This is a genomic window from Pseudomonas sp. A39, from assembly GCF_058145955.1.
In genome coordinates this window covers 1-20,560 of sequence record NZ_JBYVMD010000072.1, presented here as the reverse complement: position 1 = coordinate 20,560, position 20,560 = coordinate 1, and the positions used below count along the sequence as shown (strand labels likewise).

Below are 20,560 nucleotides of genomic sequence, written 5' to 3'. Positions count from 1 at the left end.
GGGGCGCCGAAGGTCAAAAGCCAAGGCAGGGCGCGGCGGCCTTAAAGCCGACCGGTATTGCGATTGTCGATCGCGGTCCAAATGTGGGAGGGGGCTTGCCCCCGATGGCGGTGTGTCAGTTGATGCATCTGTGGCTGTCCCACTGCTATCGGGAGCAAGCCCCCTCCCACAGTTTGATCTCCAAACATCAGGTAGATATCAGCCTGCTTTTGATCTGCTTTTGATTTTGATCTCAGGCGCCCCGTCAAACACGCTGGCCGGAGTGAGGGCACACCGAGCCTAGGCGAGGTGCCGAGTGTTGGGGCAAGAGCGTTTTGCTTACTTTTGCGCTCTTCAAAAGTGAGCCGCCGTAAGGGCGGAACCATAAGCGGCCGTTACCCTGATAACGGATATGTACACGACCAAAGGCCACCCATGGAAAAGTCAACGTTACGCAAACTAGGAATGCTCGCGGTATTAACCGTCGCCATAGGCCTGATCATCTACACGGTCCAAGCCCCCGCTGACACCCCGAAATACCTGACCGCCACCGCCGAACGCGGCGATATCGAAAACGCCGTCCTCGCCACCGGCCTGCTCGAAGGCATCAAGCAAGTCGACGTCGGCGCCCAAGTCTCCGGCCAATTGAAGTCCCTCAAGGTCAAGGTCGGCGACAAGGTCAAGAAGGGCCAATGGCTCGCCGAAATCGACCCACTGATCCTGCAAAACACCCTGCGCAAAGCCCAGGTCGACGAAGAAAACCTCCAGGCCCAACGCCGTGCGACGGCGGCCCAGCTCAAGCAAGCCAAGTCCGTGTACGAACGCTACAAGGGCCTGCAGGACGACGAGTCGGTATCGCGCCAGGACTTCGAAGACGCCGAGTCCACCTTCCAGGTCCAACAGGCCAACCTGTTGTCCCTGGATGCCCAGATCAAGAGCGCCCATATCCAGATCGACACGGCCAAGGTCAACCTGGCCTACACCCGTATCGTCGCGCCCATCGACGGCGATGTGGTCGGCATCGTCACCCAGGAAGGCCAGACCGTGATCGCCAGCCAACTGGCGCCGGTGCTGCTCAAGTTGGCCGACCTGGACACCATGACCGTCAAGGCGCAGGTCTCCGAAGCGGATGTGATTCATATCAGCCCCGGCCAGCAGGTGTATTTCACCATCCTCGGCGAGGCCGACAAACGCTATTACGCCAAGCTGCGCGGCACCGAGCCGGCGCCGCAGAATTTCCTCGAAACCCAGGCCGCCGGCACGCCGAAGCAGAACACCGCGGTGTTCTATAACGCGCTGTTCGATGTGCCCAACCCCGACCACCGCCTGCGCATCGCCATGACCGCCCAGGTGCGTATCGTGCTCGACACTGCCCAGGCCGCGTTGATGGTGCCGGTGGCGGCGCTTGGCGCACGCAACAACGATGGCAGCTACCCGCTGCGGGTGCTGGACGCCAAGGGCAAGGCGGTTTCGCGGGATGTGAAGACCGGGATCAACAACAACGTCAAGGTGCAGATCCTCGACGGCCTGGCCGAAGGCGACAAAGTGGTGATCGGCGACGCCACGCCGGCCGTGGCGGGGAACTGACGCATGACCCAGCCACTGTTGGAACTCAAGGGCATCACCCGTAGTTTCATGGCCGGCGAGCGTGAATTCATCGCGCTCAAGGGCATCGACCTGACGATACATGCCGGGGAAATGGTCGCGATCATCGGTGCCTCAGGCTCCGGGAAGTCCACCCTGATGAACATCCTCGGCGGCCTGGATTACGCCACGGCGGGCAGCTACAAGATCAATGGCATCGAGACCCGCTCGCTGGGGGACGAGCAGTTGGCCGAACTGCGCCGCGACTACTTTGGTTTTATCTTCCAGCGCTATCACTTGCTGGCGCACCTGAGTGCCTTGCACAACGTGGAAATGCCGGCGATTTACGCAGGCACACCGGAAACCGCGCGGCACAGTCGCGCGCGGGAATTGCTCACGCGCTTGGGCCTTGCGGGCCATACCACCCATCGCCCCAGCCAGCTCTCGGGCGGGCAGCAGCAACGGGTGAGTATCGCCCGAGCGTTGATGAACGGCGGCGAAGTGATCCTCGCCGATGAACCCACCGGTGCCCTCGACACCCACAGCGGCAAGGAGGTGATGCGCATCCTCGCCGAGCTGCACGCGGCCGGGCACACGGTGATCATCGTCACCCACGACCCCAAGGTCGCGGCGAATGCCCAGCGTATCGTCGAGGTGAGTGACGGCGAGATTGTCAGCGACAAGGCCAACGACGGTGTCGGCCTGGAACTGCCCAGCGACACCCCGATTGAGCCCAGGCGCAGCGGCGCCCGGCGCTTGGTGGCGAGCCTGGGGTTGTTCAAGGAGGCGTTCAACATGGCCTGGGTCGCGCTGGTGTCCCATCGCATGCGCACCTTGCTGACCATGCTCGGCATTGTCATCGGCATTACCTCGGTGGTGTCGATCTCGGCCATCGGTGAAGGCGCCAAGCGCTATGTGCTCAAGGACATCCAGGCGATCGGCAGCAACACCATTGATATCTTTTCCGGCACCAGTTTCGGCGACAGTCGCGCCTCGGCCATCGAGACCTTGATGCCCTCGGATGTGGACGCGTTGAACCAACTGTATTACGTCGACAGCGCCACGCCGGTGGTGGGCCGCAACCTGTTGCTGCGTTTTGGCAATATCGACCTGGATGCGCAGGTCAATGGCGTCAGCGACCGCTATTTCAAAGTGAAGGGCCTGAAGCTCGAGGCCGGTATCGCCTTCAGTGAAAGCGACGCACGGCGTCAGGCCCAGGTGGTGGTGATCGACCACAACACCCGGCACCGTCTGTTCGGACCAAATGTCGACCCGCTGGGCCAGGTGATCCTGGTGGGGAACCTGCCGTGCACGGTGATTGGGGTGACTGCCGACAATAAAAACATGTTCGCCGCCAGCAAGGCGCTGAACGTGTGGGTGCCCTATGAAACGGCGGCGGGGCGCTTGCTCGGGCAGCGCCATCTGGACAGCATCACCGTGCGTATCAAGGACGGCCAGCCGAGCAAAGTGGTGGAAGACAACGTCAATAAACTCATGCTGCAACGCCATGGCACCAAGGACTTTTTCACCAACAACCTCGACAGCATCATGCAGACGGTGCAGAAGACCAGTCGCTCCCTGGCGCTGTTGTTGTCGTTGATCGCGGTGATTTCGCTGCTGGTGGGCGGTATCGGCGTGATGAATATCATGTTGGTGTCCGTCACCGAGCGTACCCGTGAGATCGGCATTCGCATGGCGGTCGGCGCGCGCCAGTCGGATATTCGCCAACAGTTCCTGGTGGAAGCGGTGATGGTGTGCCTGATTGGCGGGCTGATCGGGATCTCGCTGTCGTATGCCCTGGGGTTTCTGTTTTCGTTGTTTGTGAAGGAATGGGAGATGGTGTTTTCACTGGGCTCGATCATCACCGCGTTTGCCTGCTCGACGCTGATCGGCATTGTGTTTGGCTTTGTGCCGGCGCGGAACGCGGCACGGCTGGACCCGATTGAAGCACTGGCAAGGGATTGAGACCGGTCTGCCAATGAGGAGCAAATGTGGGAGGGGGCAAGCTCCCTCCCACATTGTGATCGGTGTTGTCTTAAAAACTAGCGGTGTCCTCAGTGGCATACATCCACCGCAACAGCGAATGCCGCCCACTGATCCCCAGCTTGATCGCCGCGCGTTTCAGGTAACTCTCGATGGTGTTGACCTTCAACGCCAACTGCTCCGCCAACTCCGGCGCGGTACGCCCGGCCAGCAGGCCCACGCACACCTCAAGCTCCCGCTTGGACAGGCTCAACCCCGATTGCACCAGGCGCTCTTCAATGCGTCGGCGCAGGGTTTCGATGCCTTGGTTTTCCGCCACCACAGGCTCGCTGCCCGTGCGGCATGGCTGGATCGCGCTGATGTGCTTTTCCACCATCGGCAATAGCAACGTGGAGAAGTCCTGCAGCATGCTGCGCTCCTGCGGCGAAAAGCTGTCGGACTGGTGTGAGCGATACACCGACAGCACGTAGCGCACGTTGTCCCTGCGGCGGGTGAGGTGCAGTTGGGCGGCGGGTTGTTCTTCGCCCAGTGGCGCGACCGAATCGGTGTAGATCGGGCTGATCTTGCGCTGGGTGTGGCCGTCGGCGCTGACCTGCAATTGCGTGATATGGGTGGCGTCCACTGCCAGTTGAGTGAGGATCAGGTCATGCAGCATGCGTGGGAAATGGCGACTGCCGGTGCTGGCGATGACCTTGCCAATATGGGGGAACAACTGTGAGTTCATCATTTCGTCCATGAGGCGTGCAGGCATTCGGCTTTATAGCGGCGGGGATTAAGATGCTAGCCAATGCGAATAACCTACCGTGATAGTCCTTCCCGCCGGAACCTATGCTAGTACAGCCTGGCGACGGGAAGGGGATCCAATCTGAAAAAATCGGATTAAATATTCACAAGCTTAGAAGGACGCGTAACAGTACGGGCGCACTTGGCCAGCGCCTGTTGCACATCCGCCAGCAGGTCGGCGATATCTTCCAGCCCCACCGACAAACGCACCAACCCTTCGCTGATGCCGTGCGCCGCACGCTCCTCCGGTGTGTAGGTGGAATGGGTCATGCTCGCCGGGTGCTGGGCCAGTGACTCTGCATCCCCTAGGCTGACCGCTCGCGTGAACACTGTGAGCGCATTCATGAAGCGCCGGCCGGTGTCGATCCCGCCCTTGAGTTCGAAGGCAATCATGCCGCCAGGCAGTTTCATCTGCCGTGTCGCCAGTTCGTATTGGGCGAAAGAGCGCAGACCGGGGTAAGTCACCCACTGCACGGCCGGGTGCGCCTGCAAGGCTTCGGCCACCGCCTGGGCATTGCTGCAATGGCGGTCCATGCGCAGGGCCAGGGTCTTGAGGCCGCGCATCAATAGCGAGGCGTCCTGGGGCGACATCACCGCGCCGGTCAGGTCCTTGAGGCCTTGCAGGCGAATACGCTGGGCCAGGGCCTGGCTGCTCACGGCGATGCCCGCGGTGATATCGCCGTGGCCGCTGAGGTACTTGGTGGCCGAATGCACCACCACGTCGGCGCCCAGGTCGAGGGGGCGTTGCAGATAGGGGGTGCAGTAGGTGTTGTCGATCACCACGGTGACGTTGGGCTGCTGATGGGCGAGGGCGGCCACGGCGGCGATATCCACCAGTTGCAAGGTGGGGTTGGCCGGGGTTTCGCAGTAGATCATACGGGTGGCGGGGCAGAGTGCCGCTTGCAGGGCGGCCAGGTCGGTGAGGTCGACATGCCGCACCTTGATACCGAATTCGCCGATGCCATGGTGCAGTAGCGCGAAGGTGCAGCCGTACAGCGTCTGACTGACGATCACTTCATCACCGGGACGCAGCAGGGTCCAGAACGTGGCGGCGATCGCTCCCATGCCGGAACTGAAAGCCACTGCCGCCTCGCCGTTTTCCAACGTCGCCATGCGTGACTCCAGCAGTGCCAGGGTCGGGTTGGAAATGCGCGTATAAAAGTGGCCGGCGGCTTCGCCGGCAAAACACGCGGCGCCGTATTCGGCGGTGGGGAATGCGAAGGTGGCAGACAGGTAAATCGGCGGTACGAGCGCGCCGTGATGGTCCTTGGGGTCGTAGCCGTGGTGGATGGCGCGGGTGGAAAAGCCGAATGTGTTGTGTTTATTGTTCATGTCGGGCGCTCCTTATTTCCTACAATGCTATGCTCATAATCAGAGATGAACTTTGCAATGTTTGCTGCCAATTCCCGCATCCTGGGATGAAAATCGTCTAAAAATAACAATCAGAGGCACGTTATGCCCGTCAGTCTCGACCGCACCGATAAGGCCCTTTTAAACGCGTTGCAAGGCAATGCCCGACTCACGGTGGCTGAGTTGGCCGACCGCGTCTCTCTGACGACCTCACCGTGTTGGCGCCGGGTGCGCAACCTGGAGGAGAGTGGCGTTATCAGTGGGTATCAGGCGATCCTCTCGCCCAAGGCGCTGGGGTATGGGGTGACGGCGTTTGTCAGCATTATGATGGAGAGTCATACCCAGGAGATTGCCAGGGCGTTTGAGCAACGGTTGTTGGAGATTCCCGAGGTGGTGGCGTGTCATAACGTGTCGGGGCGGTATGATTTTTTGTTGGAAGTGGTGGCTAGGGACCTGGAGTCGTTTGGTGAGTTTGCGCGGGAGGTGTTGCAGACGCTGCCTTGCGTTAAGGAAATTTATTCGAGTTTTTCTTATAAGTCGGTGCGGGCTTTGCGGGTTATTCCGTTGCCGGGGTGATGGGGCGCCTAATATCAAGATCAAAAGCAAGAGCACGGCGGCCTGGAGCCGGCCGGTTTCTTACTGTCGATCTCGGTCAAATGTGGGAGGGGGCTTGCCCCCGATTGCGGTGTGTCAGCTAATACATCTGCAAATGCCCCACCGCCATCGGGGGCAAGCCCCCTCCCACAGTTTGATCTTCATACATCAGGTAGATATCAGCCTGTTTTTGATCTGCTTTTGAGCTTGGGCGGCCCCCAAATCCCTGTCGCATGACGGGCACACCGGGCGGCCCGCTGTAAGCGCGGAACCAATAGCAGCCGTTACCCCAATAACGAATATGTACCCAACACACACACAAACAATTGGTCACCCCGTCTTACCCAAAATTGGATATTCCTCCCCAAAGCCCCGATGACTAACCTAGCCATCAATCCCCACTGCCCCGGAATATCACCATGCAAACCCGTACCGATTTCTACACCGCCTCCCCAGACGCCATGAAAGCCATGCGCGCCCTGGAAGCCGCCGTCGGCAAACTGTCCATCGAGCTGCCACTGCTGGAACTGGTGCGCTTGCGCGTATCGCAGATCAACGGCTGCGCCTTCTGCCTCGACATGCACACCGCCGATGCACGCAAGGGCGGCGAGACCGAGCGCCGCTTGTACACCCTGTCGGCCTGGCGCGAAACGCCGTTCTTCACCCCACGTGAGCGTGCTGCCCTGGCCTGGGCCGAAAGCCTGACCCTGCTCAGCCAGACCCATGCCCCGGATGAAGATTTCAACACGTTGGCCGCCGAGTTCAGCGCTCAGGAGCAGGTCGACCTGAGCGTGGCGATCGCCACCATCAACAGCTGGAACCGCCTGGCCGTGGGTTTTCGCAAGATGCCCAAGTAATCCTTAGAAGTTGACCGATGCACTCAGGCGCGCCGTCAGTGGCGCGCCCTGGAACAGGTAGTCATCGCCCATGTACTCGCCCGCGTCGCGCCAGTAGCGCTTGTCGAACAGGTTGTCGACGCTCAGGCGAAACACCGTCTCATAGCCGTCCACTTGGGTGGTGTAGCGGCTGCCCACATTCACCACCGCGTAATCTCCCACCTCGACAGTGCCGGTGCGGTTGGCGGACTTCTTGGCGCTGTACTGCACGCCACCGAGCACCGCCAGGCCGTTCACCCATGGCAACGCATAGTCCGCATACACGCTTGCGCGCAGCTTGGGCACGTTGATCGCCTGGTGGCCTTCATAGTCCGGCGTACCGCTGCCGGTGACCCGCGCACGAATCGCGGCCACGCTGGTTGCGATTTGCAGGCGCTCGGTGGCCCAACCGTTGGCCGACAGTTCCAGCCCGGTGTTCTTCTGCTCGCCCTGTTGCACGTAGGTGAAGTTGCCGGCGCCATCAGGCTTGGCGTACTGGTAGGCCTGGCGGGTCTGGAACACGGCGGCGGCAAAGCTGATGCGGCGCCAGTCGTATTTGACCCCGGCCTCGAGTTGCCGCGAGGTGGTGGGTGCCAGGGTTTCATCGGCGTTGCTGGCGAACCATGGCGCGGTACCGCCCAGGGACAGGCCTTTGCTGTAGCTCGTGTAGAGCGAAATGCTCTCGACCGGTTTGTAGATCAACGATGCCTGCGGCAGGAACACGTATTGCTGGGTGTGGCGCGCCTGGCTGCCAGTGGCACCGTCGAAGGACTTTTCGTCCAGCCGCACTTCGCGGCCGCCGAGGATCGTCTGCCATTGCTCGTTGACGCGGATGCGGTCGGTGACGAACAGGCCGTACTGGCGGCTGTCGAGGGTGCGATGGCTGGCGTTGAGGGGTTTGTCGGTCGGCGTGAACGAGGGCGCGTCCACGTCGATGTTGGCGGTGCCGATCAGTTCGTTAACCGATTTTCGCTTGTCGATCACCCGGCGGAACGCACTGGTGCCGAACGTCAGCTCATGGCCGAGGCCGGCGGTGTCGAACAGCCCGGTCAGCGCGGCCTGCACCTCATCGTCGCGGCGGGTGTCGTCCGGGCTGCGATAGTCATAGACGTCGTAATTGCCTTCGGGGCTGAAGTAGTTCGGTACGCTTGACGTGCAACGGGTCGACCCATAGCAACCCCAGGCAAACGAACTGTAATCGTCGATCACCACCTTGCTGCGGGCCGCGCTGAGGCGGCCTTTCCACTGATCGCTGAAGCGGTATTCGAACGTGCCATTGAGGTTCAGCGAGTCGATGCCCACCTGTTTGGAGCCGGTCTGATGCCCCAGCAGTTTCTTCGGCGAGGCGCCGTGTGGCACCTCCGTGCCGCCCAGCAATTGGTAACCCGGCACCGAGCGCTGTTGCTTGTCCTGGTACTCCGCGTCCAGTTGCAGCAGGGCGTCCGGGCTGATGTTCCAGTCGAACGCCAGGGCCACAAAATCGCGCTGGCCGTTGGCGTGTTCCACATAGGAATTGAGGTCTTCATGGGCGACGTTGGCGCGCAGGCCGAACTGCTGCTCGCTGCCGAACCAGCCGCCGACGTCGGTGGCGACATAGCCGCTGCCGCGATCGTCGGTGGACACGGTCACCGAGCGCACATCTTCCGGGCGCTTGGTCACGTAGTTGATCACGCCGCTGGGTTCGGAGATGCCGCTTTGCAGGCCCGCCAGGCCCTTGAGCACTTCCACCTGCTGCTTGTTTTCCAGGGCAACGTTCTGCTCGCCGGTGATGGTGCGCCCATTGATCTTGTAGCTGCTGGCCGCGTTCAGCGAGAAGCCGCGCACCACAAAGTTTTCGTAATAGCCGATGGGCGCATAGCTGTCGCCCACCGAGGCATCGTTACGCAGCACTTCACTGAGCAGGCGCGCTTGCTGGTCCTTGATCAGCGCGGCGTTGATCACGGTGATCGAGGCCGGGGTGTCCAGCAGCGGCGCGTCATCGAAGCTGCCGACCGAGGCGGTTTCACTGCGGTAGCCTGACGTGTCCTGGCCTTGGACCTTCACCGCCGGCAGCTCAATTTCAGCCGCCAGGCTGTTACCGATGCCGCCACTGAGCAGCAGGCCGAGGGCGAAACGTGAGGTGACGACGGGACGAAAACGCGAAACCATGGGGGCAAGGCCTTAAAGCGCAGGGCGGGGGGCGCATAAGCTAGGCATATCGGCCAGGTTTTACAAGGTATTGAGAAGGTTTCTCCGTTAGTGGCGATGTTTCAACGTTTCACTGGGCAATTCCTTGAACAGCGCGCGATAACTGTTGGAAAACCGCCCCAAATGCCAGAACGACCAATTCATCGCCACCTCCGCCACCGTGGTGCCGGGTGAGTTCAATAACTCCCGTCGCGCCCCATTCAACCGTCGCAGCCGCAACCACTGCGCCGGGCTCATGCCGGTGTAGGTCTTGAAGCCCTGCTGCAACTGTCGCAACGGCACGCCGGCAATCCGGGCCAGTTCCAGCAGGTTGACGGTTTCGTCCGGAACGTCTGCCGCCCATTCGCCAATGCGCGCCATCAACTGGCGTTCGTCGCTGCGCCGCTGCAACGCGTGGCGGTCCAGGCAGACGCAGGCGTTGTCGAGGATGAACAGGCAATCGTCCAGCAGCTGTTGGGTGAGGGGGGCGGGGTCGGTGACCGTGGGCAAGCGTGTCAGCGTGCTACTTAACCAACGGCTGAACAGCGCGTTCTGTTGGCACGTCAGCGGGGCCATGAACAAGCCTTCGAGTGTTGCCACATCCAGCCCATGACGCTGCACAAATTGCGGCCCGAACACCACCGCCACTTCGCGGTAGTTTTCCGGGGTGATCCAGGTGTTGCGGCTTTCGCCATTGAGCACGTACAGCGCGTTGTCGCTGCCGTCGAAGCAGAACGCCAACGACCCTGACGGCGCGTTGAAATGCTGCTCCACGCGGGTGTTCATGCGCTCTTCGTACACCTGCACGCCTTGCAGGTCGAGGTAGCGGATCTGCCCGGCGAAATGCCCTGGGGACATCTGCTGGTACTGCTGCACCCAGCCGGGTGTCGCACCGCATTGAGCGGCCACATCACCGGTGGTGAAGGCCTGTACGCGCAACGCTGTCGACTGTGTCATGGGATACCCTGGGCGCACTCTAATGGTGCGTTGTGGCGCGTGCAAAGTGGATAGATTCCGACGGGCAGCGGCCTCAAGATAGACCTCAATGCGCCAGGTGTACAAGCCGACGCCAGTCCCCCAGCCATGGACTGCGACAGGCTCAAGCAGTGCCTGGGCGTGTGGGGTCGTGCTGTTGAGCGTCTAACAACCAATAAAGGGGTGTCGATATGCGTCTTGTGAAACAGCTTCTCCCGCTGGCACTGGTGGCGGCATTCAGCAGCACCAGCCAGGCGGCACCGACGGTGAGCATCTACAACTGGACCGACTACATCGGCGAGACCACCCTGGCCGATTTCCAGGCCAAGACCGGGATCCAGCCGGTCTACGACGTATTCGACTCCAACGAAACCCTGGAGGGCAAGTTGCTGGCCGGGCGCACCGGCTATGACGTGGTGGTGCCGTCCAACCACTTCCTGGCGCGACAGGTCAAGGCCGGTGCGTTCCTCAAGCTCGACCGTACGCAACTGCCCAACTTCAAGAACCTCGACCCCAAGCTGCTCGCGCTGCTGGAGAAAAACGACCCCGGTAACGCACACTCGGTGCCGTACCTGTGGGGCACCAATGGCATCGGTTACAACGTCGACAAGGTCAAGCAGGTGCTCGGCGTCGACCGTATCGATTCGTGGGCGGTGCTGTTCGAGCCCGAGAACATCAAGAAGCTCAACCAGTGCGGCGTGGCCTTCCTCGATTCGGCGGACGAGCTGTTCCCGGCGATCCTCAACTACCTGGGCAAGGACCCGCGCAGTGAGAATCCCGAGGACTACAAACAGGCAGAAGCCAAGCTGCTGACGCTGCGGCCGTACATCACCTATTTCCATTCCTCCAAGTACATCTCGGACTTGGCCAACGGCGATATCTGCGTGGCCTTCGGTTATTCCGGCGACGTGTTCCAAGCCGCCAACCGCGCCAAGGAAGCCAAGAACGGCGTGAACATCGCTTATTCGATTCCCAAGGAAGGCTCCAACCTGTGGTTCGACCTGTTGGCGATTCCCGCCGACGCGAGTAACCCGAAAGAAGCCCACGCGTTCATCAATTACCTGCTCGACCCTGAAGTGATCGCCAAGGTCAGCGCCTCGGTGGGTTATGCCAATGCCAACCCGGCCGCCAAGGCCTTCATGGCCCCGGAACTGGTGAACAACCCCGAGGTGTACCCGCCACAGGCCGTGCTCGACAAACTCTACATTTCCACCACGCCCACCCCGGCGACCATGCGCCTGATGACCCGCGCGTGGAGCAAAGTGAAAACCAATAAATGATCCAGTCAACTGACCACGCCCACTCCTACTACCGAGCCACGGCCAACGCCCTGGCGGAGCGTCCGGCACTGGGCACCGACCTGACCGCTGACGTGTGCGTGATCGGCGGCGGCTTCACCGGCGTCAATACCGCCATCGAACTGGCCCAGCGTGGGCTCTCGGTAGTCCTGTTGGAAGCCCGGCGCATCGGCTGGGGCGCCAGCGGGCGCAATGGCGGGCAGTTGATTCGCGGCATCGGCCATGACGTGTCGGGGTTCGCCAAGCATGTGGGCGAGGAGGGCGTGCGTTACCTGGAACGCGCCGGGATTGAGTCGGTGGCGCTGGTGGGCGAGCGCATTCGCGAGCACAGCATCGACTGCGACCTGCGCTGGGGCTTTTGTGAATTGGCCAATACGCCGGCACAGTTCGCCGCGTTCAAGGCCGAGCAGGCACACCTGGCCGACCTGGGGTACGTGCATGAAACCCGTCTGGTCGGCCCACAGGACATGCAACAGGTGGTGGGCTCGACAGTGTATGCCGGTGGCCTGGTGGACATGGGCTCCGGGCATTTGCATCCGCTGAACCTGGTATTGGGTGAAGCACGGCTGGCCGAGTCCCTCGGCGTGCGGATTTTCGAGCACACCGAAGTGCTGGAACTGCTCCACGGCGACACCGTGCAGGTGCGCTGCGCCGGTGGCACCGTGCGCGCGGCCAGCCTGGTGCTGGCGTGCAATGCGCACCTGGAGGAACTGGAGCCCCGTTTGAGCGGCAAGGTGCTTCCGGCCGGCAGCTACATCATCGCCACCGAGCCGTTATCGGAGGACATCGCCACCCCGTTGATCCCGCAAAACCTCGCGCTGTGCGACCAGAAAGTCGGCCTGGACTACTACCGACTGTCCGCCGACCGACGCCTGTTGTTCGGCGGCGCCTGCCATTACTCCGGACGCGACCCAGCGGACATCGCCGCCTATATGCAGCCGAAAATGCTCAAGGTGTTCCCGCAATTGGCCCAGACCGCCATTGAGTTTCAGTGGGGCGGCAAGATCGGCATCACGGCCAACCGTTTTCCGCAGGTGGGGCGGTTGAAGCAGTACCCGAATGTGTTTTATGCCCAGGGGTATTCGGGGCATGGGCTGAACGTAACGCACTGGTGTGCAAGGCTGCTGGCCGAGGGTATCCACGCCGGTCATAGCTCGGGCCTGGATATGTTCAGCCAAGTGCCGCACATGACGTTCCCCGGCGGCAAGGCGCTGCGTTCGCCGCTGTTGGCACTGGGGATGATGTGGTATCGGTTGCGGGAATGGCTCTAGTCACAATCCAATGTGGGAGGGAGTAAGCCCCCTCCCACATTTTGTATCCCATCAGTCTTGGGGAGCGGTGAGTACCTTTCGGAAGGTTTCTACCAACGGCCGGAGGTTTATCCGATGCCACGCCGCCCACAGCGGCGTGGTGTAGGTCATCCACGGCAACTCCCGCAACACCACGCCCGGCGGTGCATTGCGGCTCAGGCCTTTTTGCACCATTGCCACGCCCAGCCCCGAAGCGACCAGCCCCAAGGCGGTAAACGGCTCACCGGCCTCCATGGGAATCTGCGGGGTGAAACCGGCGCGGATGCAGGCGGCGACGAAGTCGTCGGCGGGGTTGGCGCCGGGTTTGCGCTGCACCCCGATCCATTCCTGGTCGGCCAGGTGTTGCGGCAACAGCGCGTTTTGGCGGGCCAATGGATGATGCTCGGGCAGTGCCAGCAGCATGGGGTCGTCGAGCACCTGCAGCGCGGTCAGGTCCGGGTCATCGGCGGCGGGTGGTTCGCCGACCAGGGCAATGTCCAGGCTGCGTTGGCGCAGGCCTTCGAGTTGTTCGAGGGAGGGCTGGTTGTACAGCTTGATATGCACGGTGGGCCGGTCATCCCTCAGGACGCGCAAGGCGTTGGGCAGTACGCCGGCATGCATGGCGTTTTCGATATAGCCGATGCACAGGCCGCCTTCTTCACCGCGGCCCAGGCGCTTGCCCAGGGACTCCAGGCGATTGGCGTGGGTCAGCAGCGCCTTGGTTTCCGCCAGGAAGGTCTGGCCGTCACGGGTCAGGCGGATGCGTTGCTGGCTGCGTTCGAACAGGGTCAGGCCCAGGCGCTCTTCGAGCTGGGCGATCTGCCGGCTCAGCGGCGATTGGGAGATGTGCAGGCGCTCGGCGGCCCGGCCGACGTGTTCTTCTTCAGCGACCACTTCGAAATAGCGCAGTTGACGGAGATCGATCATGTTGGACCTTTTCTTTAAGACCTGTAGCGACTCAAGTTGGTCGCAGTATGTCTTGGACGGTCCGATCTAGGCAATCTAGCCTCTGCTCAACGGTCACCGCGACCACGAACCGATTGAGGATCCCACCATGAGTTTGAAAGACACACTGCCCGGCGTTCTGGGCTTCGGCACCGCACCGCTGGGCAATATGTTCCGCGCCATCCCCGAAGCAGAAGCCCAGGCCACTGTCGAGGCCGTCTGGAACGCCGGCGTGCGCTACTTCGACACCGCGCCGTTCTATGGCTCGGGCCTTTCCGAATTGCGTCTGGGCCAGGCGCTGTCGCAGTACAACCGCGATGACTTCGTGCTCAGCACCAAAGTCGGCCGGGTGATTCTTGATGAAGTCGAAGAAAGCCCCCGTGACCTTGGCGAAAAAAGCGGCGTGTTCGAACACGGTCGCCCGAACAAGATGGTCAACGACTACAGCGCCGATGCAACGATGCGCTCGATTGAAGACAGCCTGGAACGCCTGCAGACCGATCGCCTGGACATCGTGTGGATCCATGATATCGCCCAAGACTTCTACGGCGACCAGTGGCTGGAATACTTCAACCAAGCCCGCACCGGCGCGTTCAAAGTCCTCACCCGGCTGCGCGAAGAGGGTGTGATCAAGGCCTGGGGCCTGGGTGTGAACCGCGTCGAGCCCTGCGAACTGACCCTGGACCTGACCGAAGCGCAACCCGACGGCTTTTTACTGGCCGGCCGCTACACTCTGTTGGACCATGATCGTGCCCTGCAACGCCTGATGGACGCGGCCCTGGCGCAGCACGTCGAGATCGTCGTCGGTGGTCCCTACAGCTCCGGCATTCTCGCCGGTGGTGAGCATTTCGAATACCAGCAGGCCAGCCCGGCGATCATCCAAAAGGTCGAGCAGATCAAGGCGATTGCCCAAGCGTTTGGCGTGAGCGTGAAAGCCGCGGCCCTGCAATTCTCCCTGGCGCACCCGGCCGTGGCGGCGGTGATTCCAGGCGCCAGTCGTCCGGGGCGGATTGCCGAAGACGTCGTGGCGTTGTCAGAGAAAATCCCGGCAGCCTTCTGGCAGGCCCTGCGCGATGCCCGATTGATTTCGGACCGTGCACCACTGCCGCGTTAACTTCAGGAGTTCAACCGATGAAAATTGATGTAAGCGGTAAAGTGGCCATCGTCAGTGGCAGCACCGCCGGTATCGGCCTGGGTATCAGCCTCGCGCTGGCACAGTCCGGCGCCACGGTGGTGGTGATCGGACGTGACGCCGGCAAGGTGGATGATGCATTGGCGAGCATCCGTCAGGCCGTGCCAGGCGCGGACCTGCGCGGGTGGGTGGCGGACCTCGGCACGGTCGAAGGCGCAGAAAAACTGTTCGCCGCCGAACCGCGTGCCGACATCCTGGTCAACAACCTGGGCATCTTCAACGATGTGGATTTCTTTGAAGCGCCGGACAGTGAGTGGACGCGCTTCTACGAGGTCAACGTGATCTCCGGCGTACGCCTGGCGCGCCATTACGTGCCGGGCATGGTTGAGCAAGGCTGGGGACGGGTGATCTTCGTGTCGTCGGAATCCGGTGTGGCGACGCCGGCGGACATGATCAATTACGGCGTGACCAAAAGCGCCAACCTGGCGGTGTCCCATGGCTTGGCCAAGCGCCTCGCAGGGACGGGTGTGACGGTCAACGCCGTGCTGCCGGGCCCGACCTTCACCGATGGCCTGGAGCAGATGCTCAAGGACGCGACCCAGAAATCCGGGCGCAGTGCGCGGGACGAGGCGGATGTCTTCGTGCGTCATGCGCGGCCGACGTCGATCATCCAGCGGGCGGCGAATGTGGATGAAGTCGCCAACTTGGTGGCTTACATTGCTTCACCCCTGTCTTCTGCCACCACCGGTGCCGCGTTGCGGGTCGATGGTGGTGTTGTCGACAGCATGGCAATCTGAATTGTTTTTCATTTTAGGGAGTATTAATCGTGGCAACAGCGTCTTCGGTCATTGAAGTTCCGGTTTCGGCCGATCAGGTCTGGCAATTGGTCGGCGGCTTCAACAGCCTGCCGGACTGGCTGCCGTTTATCGTCAAGAGCGAGCCCAGCGATGGCGGTCGTGTGCGGCATCTGGAAACCGCCGATGGCGGCGTGGTGGTCGAGCGTTTGCAGACCTTCGATAACGTGGGGCGTACTTACAGCTACACCATCGAGCAGTCGCCGTTTCCGGTGAGTGCGTACCTGGCGACGTTGCAGGTTGAAGCGCTGAGCGAGACGTCGGCGAAAGTCACCTGGTCCGGTGTGTTCACCCCGGCGGTGGGGACTACGGATTCGGCGGTGGAGGAGTTGTTTGCCGGTGTCTACAGCGGTGGGTTGGAGGCGTTGCGGGCCAACTTCCCGGCCTGATTCCATCCTTCAGGCCCTCCCACCTGTGGACCTCACTGCCTGATGGATCAGGCTTCAGGCATCAACTGTTGGCGGCACTCCAGAATCAGGCGCGCGCCCCCTTGGGCACTCGTACCCACTTCCAACTTGAACCCATGCAAGTTGATGATCGCCGCCACAATCGACAAGCCCAGCCCGAACCCGCCTTGCTGGTCGCTTTCATCCACGCGATAGAAACGCTGGAACACCGCGTCACGCTCCGCCGCGGGTATACCCGGCCCCGAGTCATGCACTTCAATGCGTGTACTGCCGGCATCATTGACCCCGCGCAGCATCACTTCGCCGCCCGGAGGGGAGAACTTGATCGAGTTGCTCAGCAGGTTGGCCAGGGCTTCGAACAAGAGGGCGCGGTCGCCGGTGATCCACGGCAGGGACTCCGGGATTTCCAACTTAAGTTGCAGTTCGCCTTCTTCGGCCAGGGGCAGGTAGAAGTCATGCAGTTCGCGCAGCAGCGGTAACGGGTCCATGACCAGGAAACCTGAGCGCCGCTGGTGGTCTTCCAGTTCGGAGATCCGCAACAGCCCGCGAAACCGCGCCATCAGGGTGTCGGTTTCGGCAATCGCGTCGTCCAGTTTCACCGCATAGTCCGACTCCGCCTCAGCCTCCTGTTTGATGCGATACAGCTGCGCACGCAGGCGCGTGAGCGGGGTGCGCAGGTCGTGGGCGATGTTGTCGCACACTCCCTTGACCTCGTTCATCAGCTTCTCGATGCGGTCGAGCATGGCGTTGACGATGGCGGCAAGCATGTCCAGTTCGTCACGCCGATCGGACAGCGGCAGACGGTGGGTGAGGTCACCGGCGACGATGGCTTCGGCGCTGGCCTGGATGCCGCGAATGCGCCGCAACGGACGGCGGCGCAGCAAGTGCCAGCCGGCGGCACCGGGGATGATCGTCAGCGACAGCGCCCACAACAGCGCATGCCAGATGATGCGGGTCACGCCAAACAACGAACCGTTGGCACGCACCAGCACCACCCAGCGGCCGTCGTCGGTGTGGGTGGCCACGGCGTCGCAGCTGTCCTTGGGCAGTTTGGGGTCGTCGGAGTCGACGCAATTGGCCAGGGCGTGAATCTTGCCGTCCAGGGGCAGGTCCGGCGGCATCGCGCGGATCGGCCCGTTCAAGGGCCGGAACTGCTCGTCGAACAGGCCGTAGGCGTCCACGCCCTTCATGTCGAAGGTCATGCTGGTGGTCAGGGCTTCCACCAGTTCTTCGCCGTCAAAACGCTGGAACAAGTGCTGGCGCTGCAGTAGGGAATGGCGCGACAGGTCGCCCAGGTACCCGGAGACCTCGTAATACAACACCCCCATCAGGATGCAGCTCCAGGCCACGAACAACGAACTGTACAGCGCCAGCAAACGGCTGCTGGAGGAGCGCCAGCCTTTAGAGGGGTTCAGCAATGACATAACCGGAACCTCGTACCGTGCGGATCAGCGGTGTGAGGCCCGGTGGGTCGATCTTTTTGCGCAGGCGACCGATGTGCACGTCGATGAGGTTGGTACCTGGGTCGAAGTGATAGCCCCAGACTTCCTCGAAAATCATCATCCGCGACAGGATCTGCCCGGTGTTGCGCATCAGGAACTCGAGCAGTTTGTATTCGGTGGGCAACAGGCTCAGGGGCTGGTCGGCGCGGCTGGCTTCGCGGCTGATCAGGTTCAGTTCCAGGTCGGCCACGCGCAGGGCGGTTTCGAATTCCTTGACCGTGCTTTTGCGTCGCAGCAGCACTTCGACACGGGCGGCCATTTCATCCGAGGCGAACGGCTTGGTGAGGTAATCATCACCCCCGGCCCGCAGGCCGCGCACGCGTTCGTCAACATCGGAGAGGGCACTGATCATCAGGATCGGTGTTGATACACCAATGGTACGCAGGGTCGTGACGATAGCCAGGCCATCGAGTTCCGGCAGCATGCGATCGAGGGTGATCAGGTCGTAATCCCCACTCACTGCGCGGACCAGGCCCTCGCGGCCGTTGTCTACCCAGTCTACATCCAGTCCATGGCTACTCAGCTCGGCGACGATCTCGCGGGCTGTTACGGCGTCATCCTCGATGGTCAAAATACGGGTCATAGGATTACCTGGTGAGCGATTGACACTAGAAGTGGACACATTTTGCCAAGAAATGCCTGAATGCTTCCTAAATAAAACTTCATCTTGGCAAAACTGACACAGATTTCATCACCGCTCAGTGCATGGAATGCATAACGCCCGCCTTAAACGATCGATTCTTGCAACTTGCATGGTTTTGGTAAGTTCAAAATACTTAAGCTATTGATCTATAAAGATTTTAAATTTAATCGCGACTGGCATGGTGACTGCACTGTCCCTTTTGAGACTTGTAACACTATTTTTCTGCCTTGGAGCAAAACAACAATGATCACATCCTCATCCACGCTGCAAGAGTCGAGCGCGCTCTCCGGGGTTTCCTGGGGGGCGATCTTTGCCGGGGCCGCTGCCGCGGCTGCGTTGTCGCTGATCCTGGTACTGCTGGGCTTCGGCCTGGGCTTTTCGGCGGTGTCGCCGTGGGCCGACAGCGGTATCAGTGCCAAGGGGCTTGGCATTTCCACGATTGTCTGGCTGGCGTTCACGCAGATCGTCGCGTCCGGGCTGGGCGGTTATATCGCCGGTCGGTTGCGCGTGAAGTGGGCCAATATGCACGGCGATGAGGTGTACTTTCGCGACACCGCCCACGGCTTCCTGGCCTGGGCTGTTGCCACACTGATCACGGCGATGCTGGTGGTGGGTTCGGTCAGCAGTGTCGTCAGCGGTGGCGTCAAAGCCGGCGCGAGCGTTGCAGCGGGCGCGGCCAGTGGTATCACCCAAGCGGCCGGCAGTGCCGCCAAGGGCGTCAACGGCGGCGACTTCGATTACTACGTTGACAGCCTGTTCCGCGATGATCGCCCGGTTGCCGTCAGTGAAGACGCGGCCCACGGCGTGGTTGCACGCATCTTCACTCGCACCCTGAGCAACGACGGCCAGCTTGCCGCCGAAGATCGTGCCTACCTGGCCCAACTGATCAGCCAACGCACCAACCTCAGCCAGGCGGATGCCGAGGCGCGAATCGACAAGGTCTACGGCGATGCCCGTAAAGCCGTTGAAGACGCCAAGCTCAAAGCCAAGCAAGCCGCTGACACTGCCGCCAAAGTCGCTGCGTATACCTCGCTGTGGACCTTTATCGCGCTGTTGATCGGTGCATTCTTCGCCAGCTTCGCAGCCACCTTCGGCGGTCGCCGTCGCGATGCCGTGGTGTATGTCGAAACCGAACACTTCGTACGTTAATTCAAGGAGAACATCATGCGCTCATTACTTCTGTGGTTCCTCGGTATCCCAATCCCGATCATCATCCTGATCGCGATATTCGTGCACTGATAGCACGTCTTACTCGGTAAAAAACTGTGGGGGCGGGCTTGCTCGGGAATGCGGTGTATCAGTGACTCATGAGTTGACTGACACAACGCTTTCGCGGGCAAGCCCGCTCCCACATTGGGTGGTGTGTAGCGCCAGCCAACTTGTCACCACGGCCGCGCGCTGGCAGCTATTTACTGATCACAAGGTGGGGCAGCAGGTCAGTCATCAAACCCAACCTGCTCGTGGATCTCGTCCACTTTCAACTCCAATCGGTACGCCACCGCAATAAACAGCGCCTGGCACAGGCACAGGGTGGCGCTCAACGAGCGGAAGGCAAACGACGAACCTTCATTGACCAACAGCACCGCGTTCGCGCGCTTGGCCAGGGGCGACAGGTTGCTGTCGGTGATGATCAGCGTCTTGGCCTGGTGGTGCTGGGCGATGCGCAGGCAGTGCTGGGTCTCTTTGCCGTAGGGCGTGAAACTGATGGCGATCACCAGGTCATTGGCGCGCACGCTGCGCATCTGCTCGCGGTAGCTGCCGCCCAGGCCCGAGATCAGGTGGATGCGCTTGTTGGTGTGCTGCAGGTTGTAGACCAGGTAATCGGCCACCGCAAAGGAGCGGCGCACGCCGACCACGTAGATGTTGTCGGCGTTGACCACCAGGTCCACGGCCTTGTCGAAGGCCACGTCATCCAGTTCCAGCCCAAGGCGCTCGATTCCGGACAGGGTGGCGTTGACGCACTCGCGCGCCAGGTCGCCGCCGCTGGCTTTCTGCGACTTGTTGGCGATCATGCTGCGGATGCGCTGCTGGTAGTTCTGCACCGGTGTGGTCTTGTGGGTGTAGGCCTCGCGAAACAGCGCCTGCATCTCACTGAACCCACTGAAACCGAAGCGCTGGGAGAAGCGCACGATGGCCGACGGGTGCACTTCGCACTCACGGGCGATGTCGCTGATGCGGTCGACCATGATCCGGTCGCTCTG

At 61.5% G+C, this 20,560-nt stretch carries 19 protein-coding genes; 11 read left to right on the top strand and 8 right to left on the bottom strand.

Annotated elements, in window-relative coordinates; translation table 11 throughout:
• The 3 genes from AC3ZU9_RS29665 to AC3ZU9_RS29655 all read left to right on the top strand — a co-directional run.
• Positions 1–224 (top strand): hypothetical protein (locus AC3ZU9_RS29665; RefSeq protein WP_490091709.1); only part of this gene is annotated, 224 nt, incomplete at its 5' end.
• 190 nt (positions 225–414) lie between these two features.
• Positions 415–1,566: a macrolide transporter subunit MacA gene (macA, locus tag AC3ZU9_RS29660; RefSeq protein ID WP_122810554.1), complete on the top strand. Its 1,152-nt coding sequence runs from the start codon at positions 415–417 to the stop codon at positions 1,564–1,566.
• A gap of 3 nt (positions 1,567–1,569) precedes the next feature.
• Positions 1,570–3,528 (top strand): MacB family efflux pump subunit, encoded by a 1,959-nt coding sequence (locus AC3ZU9_RS29655; protein WP_012723759.1) that lies wholly within the window; start codon positions 1,570–1,572, stop codon positions 3,526–3,528.
• A gap of 70 nt (positions 3,529–3,598) precedes the next feature.
• On the opposite strand, the gene AC3ZU9_RS29650 is transcribed toward AC3ZU9_RS29655, so the two are convergent.
• Entirely contained in the window at positions 3,599–4,270 is a 672-nt protein-coding gene (locus AC3ZU9_RS29650) for a helix-turn-helix transcriptional regulator (protein ID WP_490091708.1), read from the bottom strand.
• A 155-nt stretch (positions 4,271–4,425) separates the two neighbouring features.
• On the bottom strand, positions 4,426–5,661 hold the full coding sequence (locus AC3ZU9_RS29645; protein WP_012723761.1) for a methionine gamma-lyase: 1,236 nt from the start codon (positions 5,659–5,661) through the stop codon (positions 4,426–4,428).
• 123 nt (positions 5,662–5,784) lie between these two features.
• Between AC3ZU9_RS29645 and AC3ZU9_RS29640 the strand changes: the two genes are divergently transcribed.
• Both AC3ZU9_RS29640 and AC3ZU9_RS29635 read left to right on the top strand, forming a co-directional pair.
• On the top strand, positions 5,785–6,255 hold the full coding sequence (locus tag AC3ZU9_RS29640; RefSeq protein ID WP_012723762.1) for an Lrp/AsnC family transcriptional regulator: 471 nt from the start codon (positions 5,785–5,787) through the stop codon (positions 6,253–6,255).
• A gap of 437 nt (positions 6,256–6,692) precedes the next feature.
• Entirely contained in the window at positions 6,693–7,130 is a 438-nt protein-coding gene (locus AC3ZU9_RS29635) for a carboxymuconolactone decarboxylase family protein (RefSeq protein ID WP_490091707.1), read from the top strand.
• A 3-nt stretch (positions 7,131–7,133) separates the two neighbouring features.
• Here the strand turns inward: AC3ZU9_RS29635 and AC3ZU9_RS29630 are convergent, their stop codons facing one another.
• Complete coding sequence (locus tag AC3ZU9_RS29630) at positions 7,134–9,296, bottom strand: TonB-dependent siderophore receptor (protein WP_490091706.1); 2,163 nt, start codon at positions 9,294–9,296, stop codon at positions 7,134–7,136.
• Between the two features lie 87 nt (positions 9,297–9,383).
• Positions 9,384–10,271, bottom strand: coding sequence for a helix-turn-helix domain-containing protein (locus tag AC3ZU9_RS29625; protein ID WP_046034024.1), 888 nt, complete (start codon positions 10,269–10,271; stop codon positions 9,384–9,386).
• A 209-nt stretch (positions 10,272–10,480) separates the two neighbouring features.
• Here AC3ZU9_RS29625 and AC3ZU9_RS29620 point away from each other — a divergent pair, with 209 nt between their 5' ends.
• Positions 10,481–11,569 (top strand): polyamine ABC transporter substrate-binding protein, encoded by a 1,089-nt coding sequence (locus AC3ZU9_RS29620; RefSeq protein ID WP_046034025.1) that lies wholly within the window; start codon positions 10,481–10,483, stop codon positions 11,567–11,569.
• The gene (locus tag AC3ZU9_RS29615) at positions 11,566–12,858 is read left to right on the top strand and encodes an NAD(P)/FAD-dependent oxidoreductase (protein WP_490091705.1); all 1,293 of its coding nucleotides are present in this window, start codon (positions 11,566–11,568) and stop codon (positions 12,856–12,858) included. Before AC3ZU9_RS29620 ends, AC3ZU9_RS29615 begins: the two co-directional genes overlap by 4 nt.
• Positions 12,859–12,909: 51 nt before the next feature.
• Here the strand turns inward: AC3ZU9_RS29615 and AC3ZU9_RS29610 are convergent, their stop codons facing one another.
• Positions 12,910–13,803 carry a LysR substrate-binding domain-containing protein gene (locus AC3ZU9_RS29610; protein ID WP_046034027.1) on the bottom strand — a complete coding sequence of 298 codons (894 nt, stop codon included), beginning with the start codon at positions 13,801–13,803 and terminating at the stop codon, positions 12,910–12,912.
• Positions 13,804–13,930: 127 nt separating this feature from the next.
• Here AC3ZU9_RS29610 and AC3ZU9_RS29605 point away from each other — a divergent pair, with 127 nt between their 5' ends.
• Genes AC3ZU9_RS29605 through AC3ZU9_RS29595 form a run of 3 tightly spaced genes read left to right on the top strand, consistent with a single transcriptional unit; the run spans position 13,931 to position 16,196 of the window.
• Positions 13,931–14,935 carry an aldo/keto reductase gene (locus tag AC3ZU9_RS29605; protein ID WP_490091704.1) on the top strand — a complete coding sequence of 335 codons (1,005 nt, stop codon included), beginning with the start codon at positions 13,931–13,933 and terminating at the stop codon, positions 14,933–14,935.
• Positions 14,936–14,952: 17 nt separating this feature from the next.
• Positions 14,953–15,750 (top strand): SDR family NAD(P)-dependent oxidoreductase, encoded by a 798-nt coding sequence (locus tag AC3ZU9_RS29600; protein ID WP_012723771.1) that lies wholly within the window; start codon positions 14,953–14,955, stop codon positions 15,748–15,750.
• 29 nt (positions 15,751–15,779) lie between these two features.
• A complete protein-coding gene (locus AC3ZU9_RS29595; RefSeq protein ID WP_012723772.1) occupies positions 15,780–16,196 on the top strand; it encodes an SRPBCC family protein in 417 nt (138 codons plus the stop codon).
• Between the two features lie 47 nt (positions 16,197–16,243).
• Here the strand turns inward: AC3ZU9_RS29595 and AC3ZU9_RS29590 are convergent, their stop codons facing one another.
• Together AC3ZU9_RS29590 and AC3ZU9_RS29585 are read right to left on the bottom strand one after the other, a co-directional pair.
• The gene (locus AC3ZU9_RS29590; protein ID WP_490091703.1) at positions 16,244–17,638 is read right to left on the bottom strand and encodes a sensor histidine kinase; all 1,395 of its coding nucleotides are present in this window, start codon (positions 17,636–17,638) and stop codon (positions 16,244–16,246) included.
• Complete coding sequence (locus AC3ZU9_RS29585; RefSeq protein WP_010564812.1) at positions 17,616–18,299, bottom strand: response regulator transcription factor; 684 nt, start codon at positions 18,297–18,299, stop codon at positions 17,616–17,618. The genes AC3ZU9_RS29590 and AC3ZU9_RS29585 overlap by 23 nt, the downstream gene beginning before the upstream one ends.
• Positions 18,300–18,602: 303 nt before the next feature.
• Between AC3ZU9_RS29585 and AC3ZU9_RS29580 the strand changes: the two genes are divergently transcribed.
• Positions 18,603–19,508 (top strand): hypothetical protein, encoded by a 906-nt coding sequence (locus AC3ZU9_RS29580; protein ID WP_046034030.1) that lies wholly within the window; start codon positions 18,603–18,605, stop codon positions 19,506–19,508.
• A gap of 287 nt (positions 19,509–19,795) precedes the next feature.
• Here the strand turns inward: AC3ZU9_RS29580 and AC3ZU9_RS29575 are convergent.
• The coding region (locus tag AC3ZU9_RS29575) for a MurR/RpiR family transcriptional regulator (protein ID WP_490091702.1) at positions 19,796–20,560 on the bottom strand (765 nt) is incomplete at its 5' end.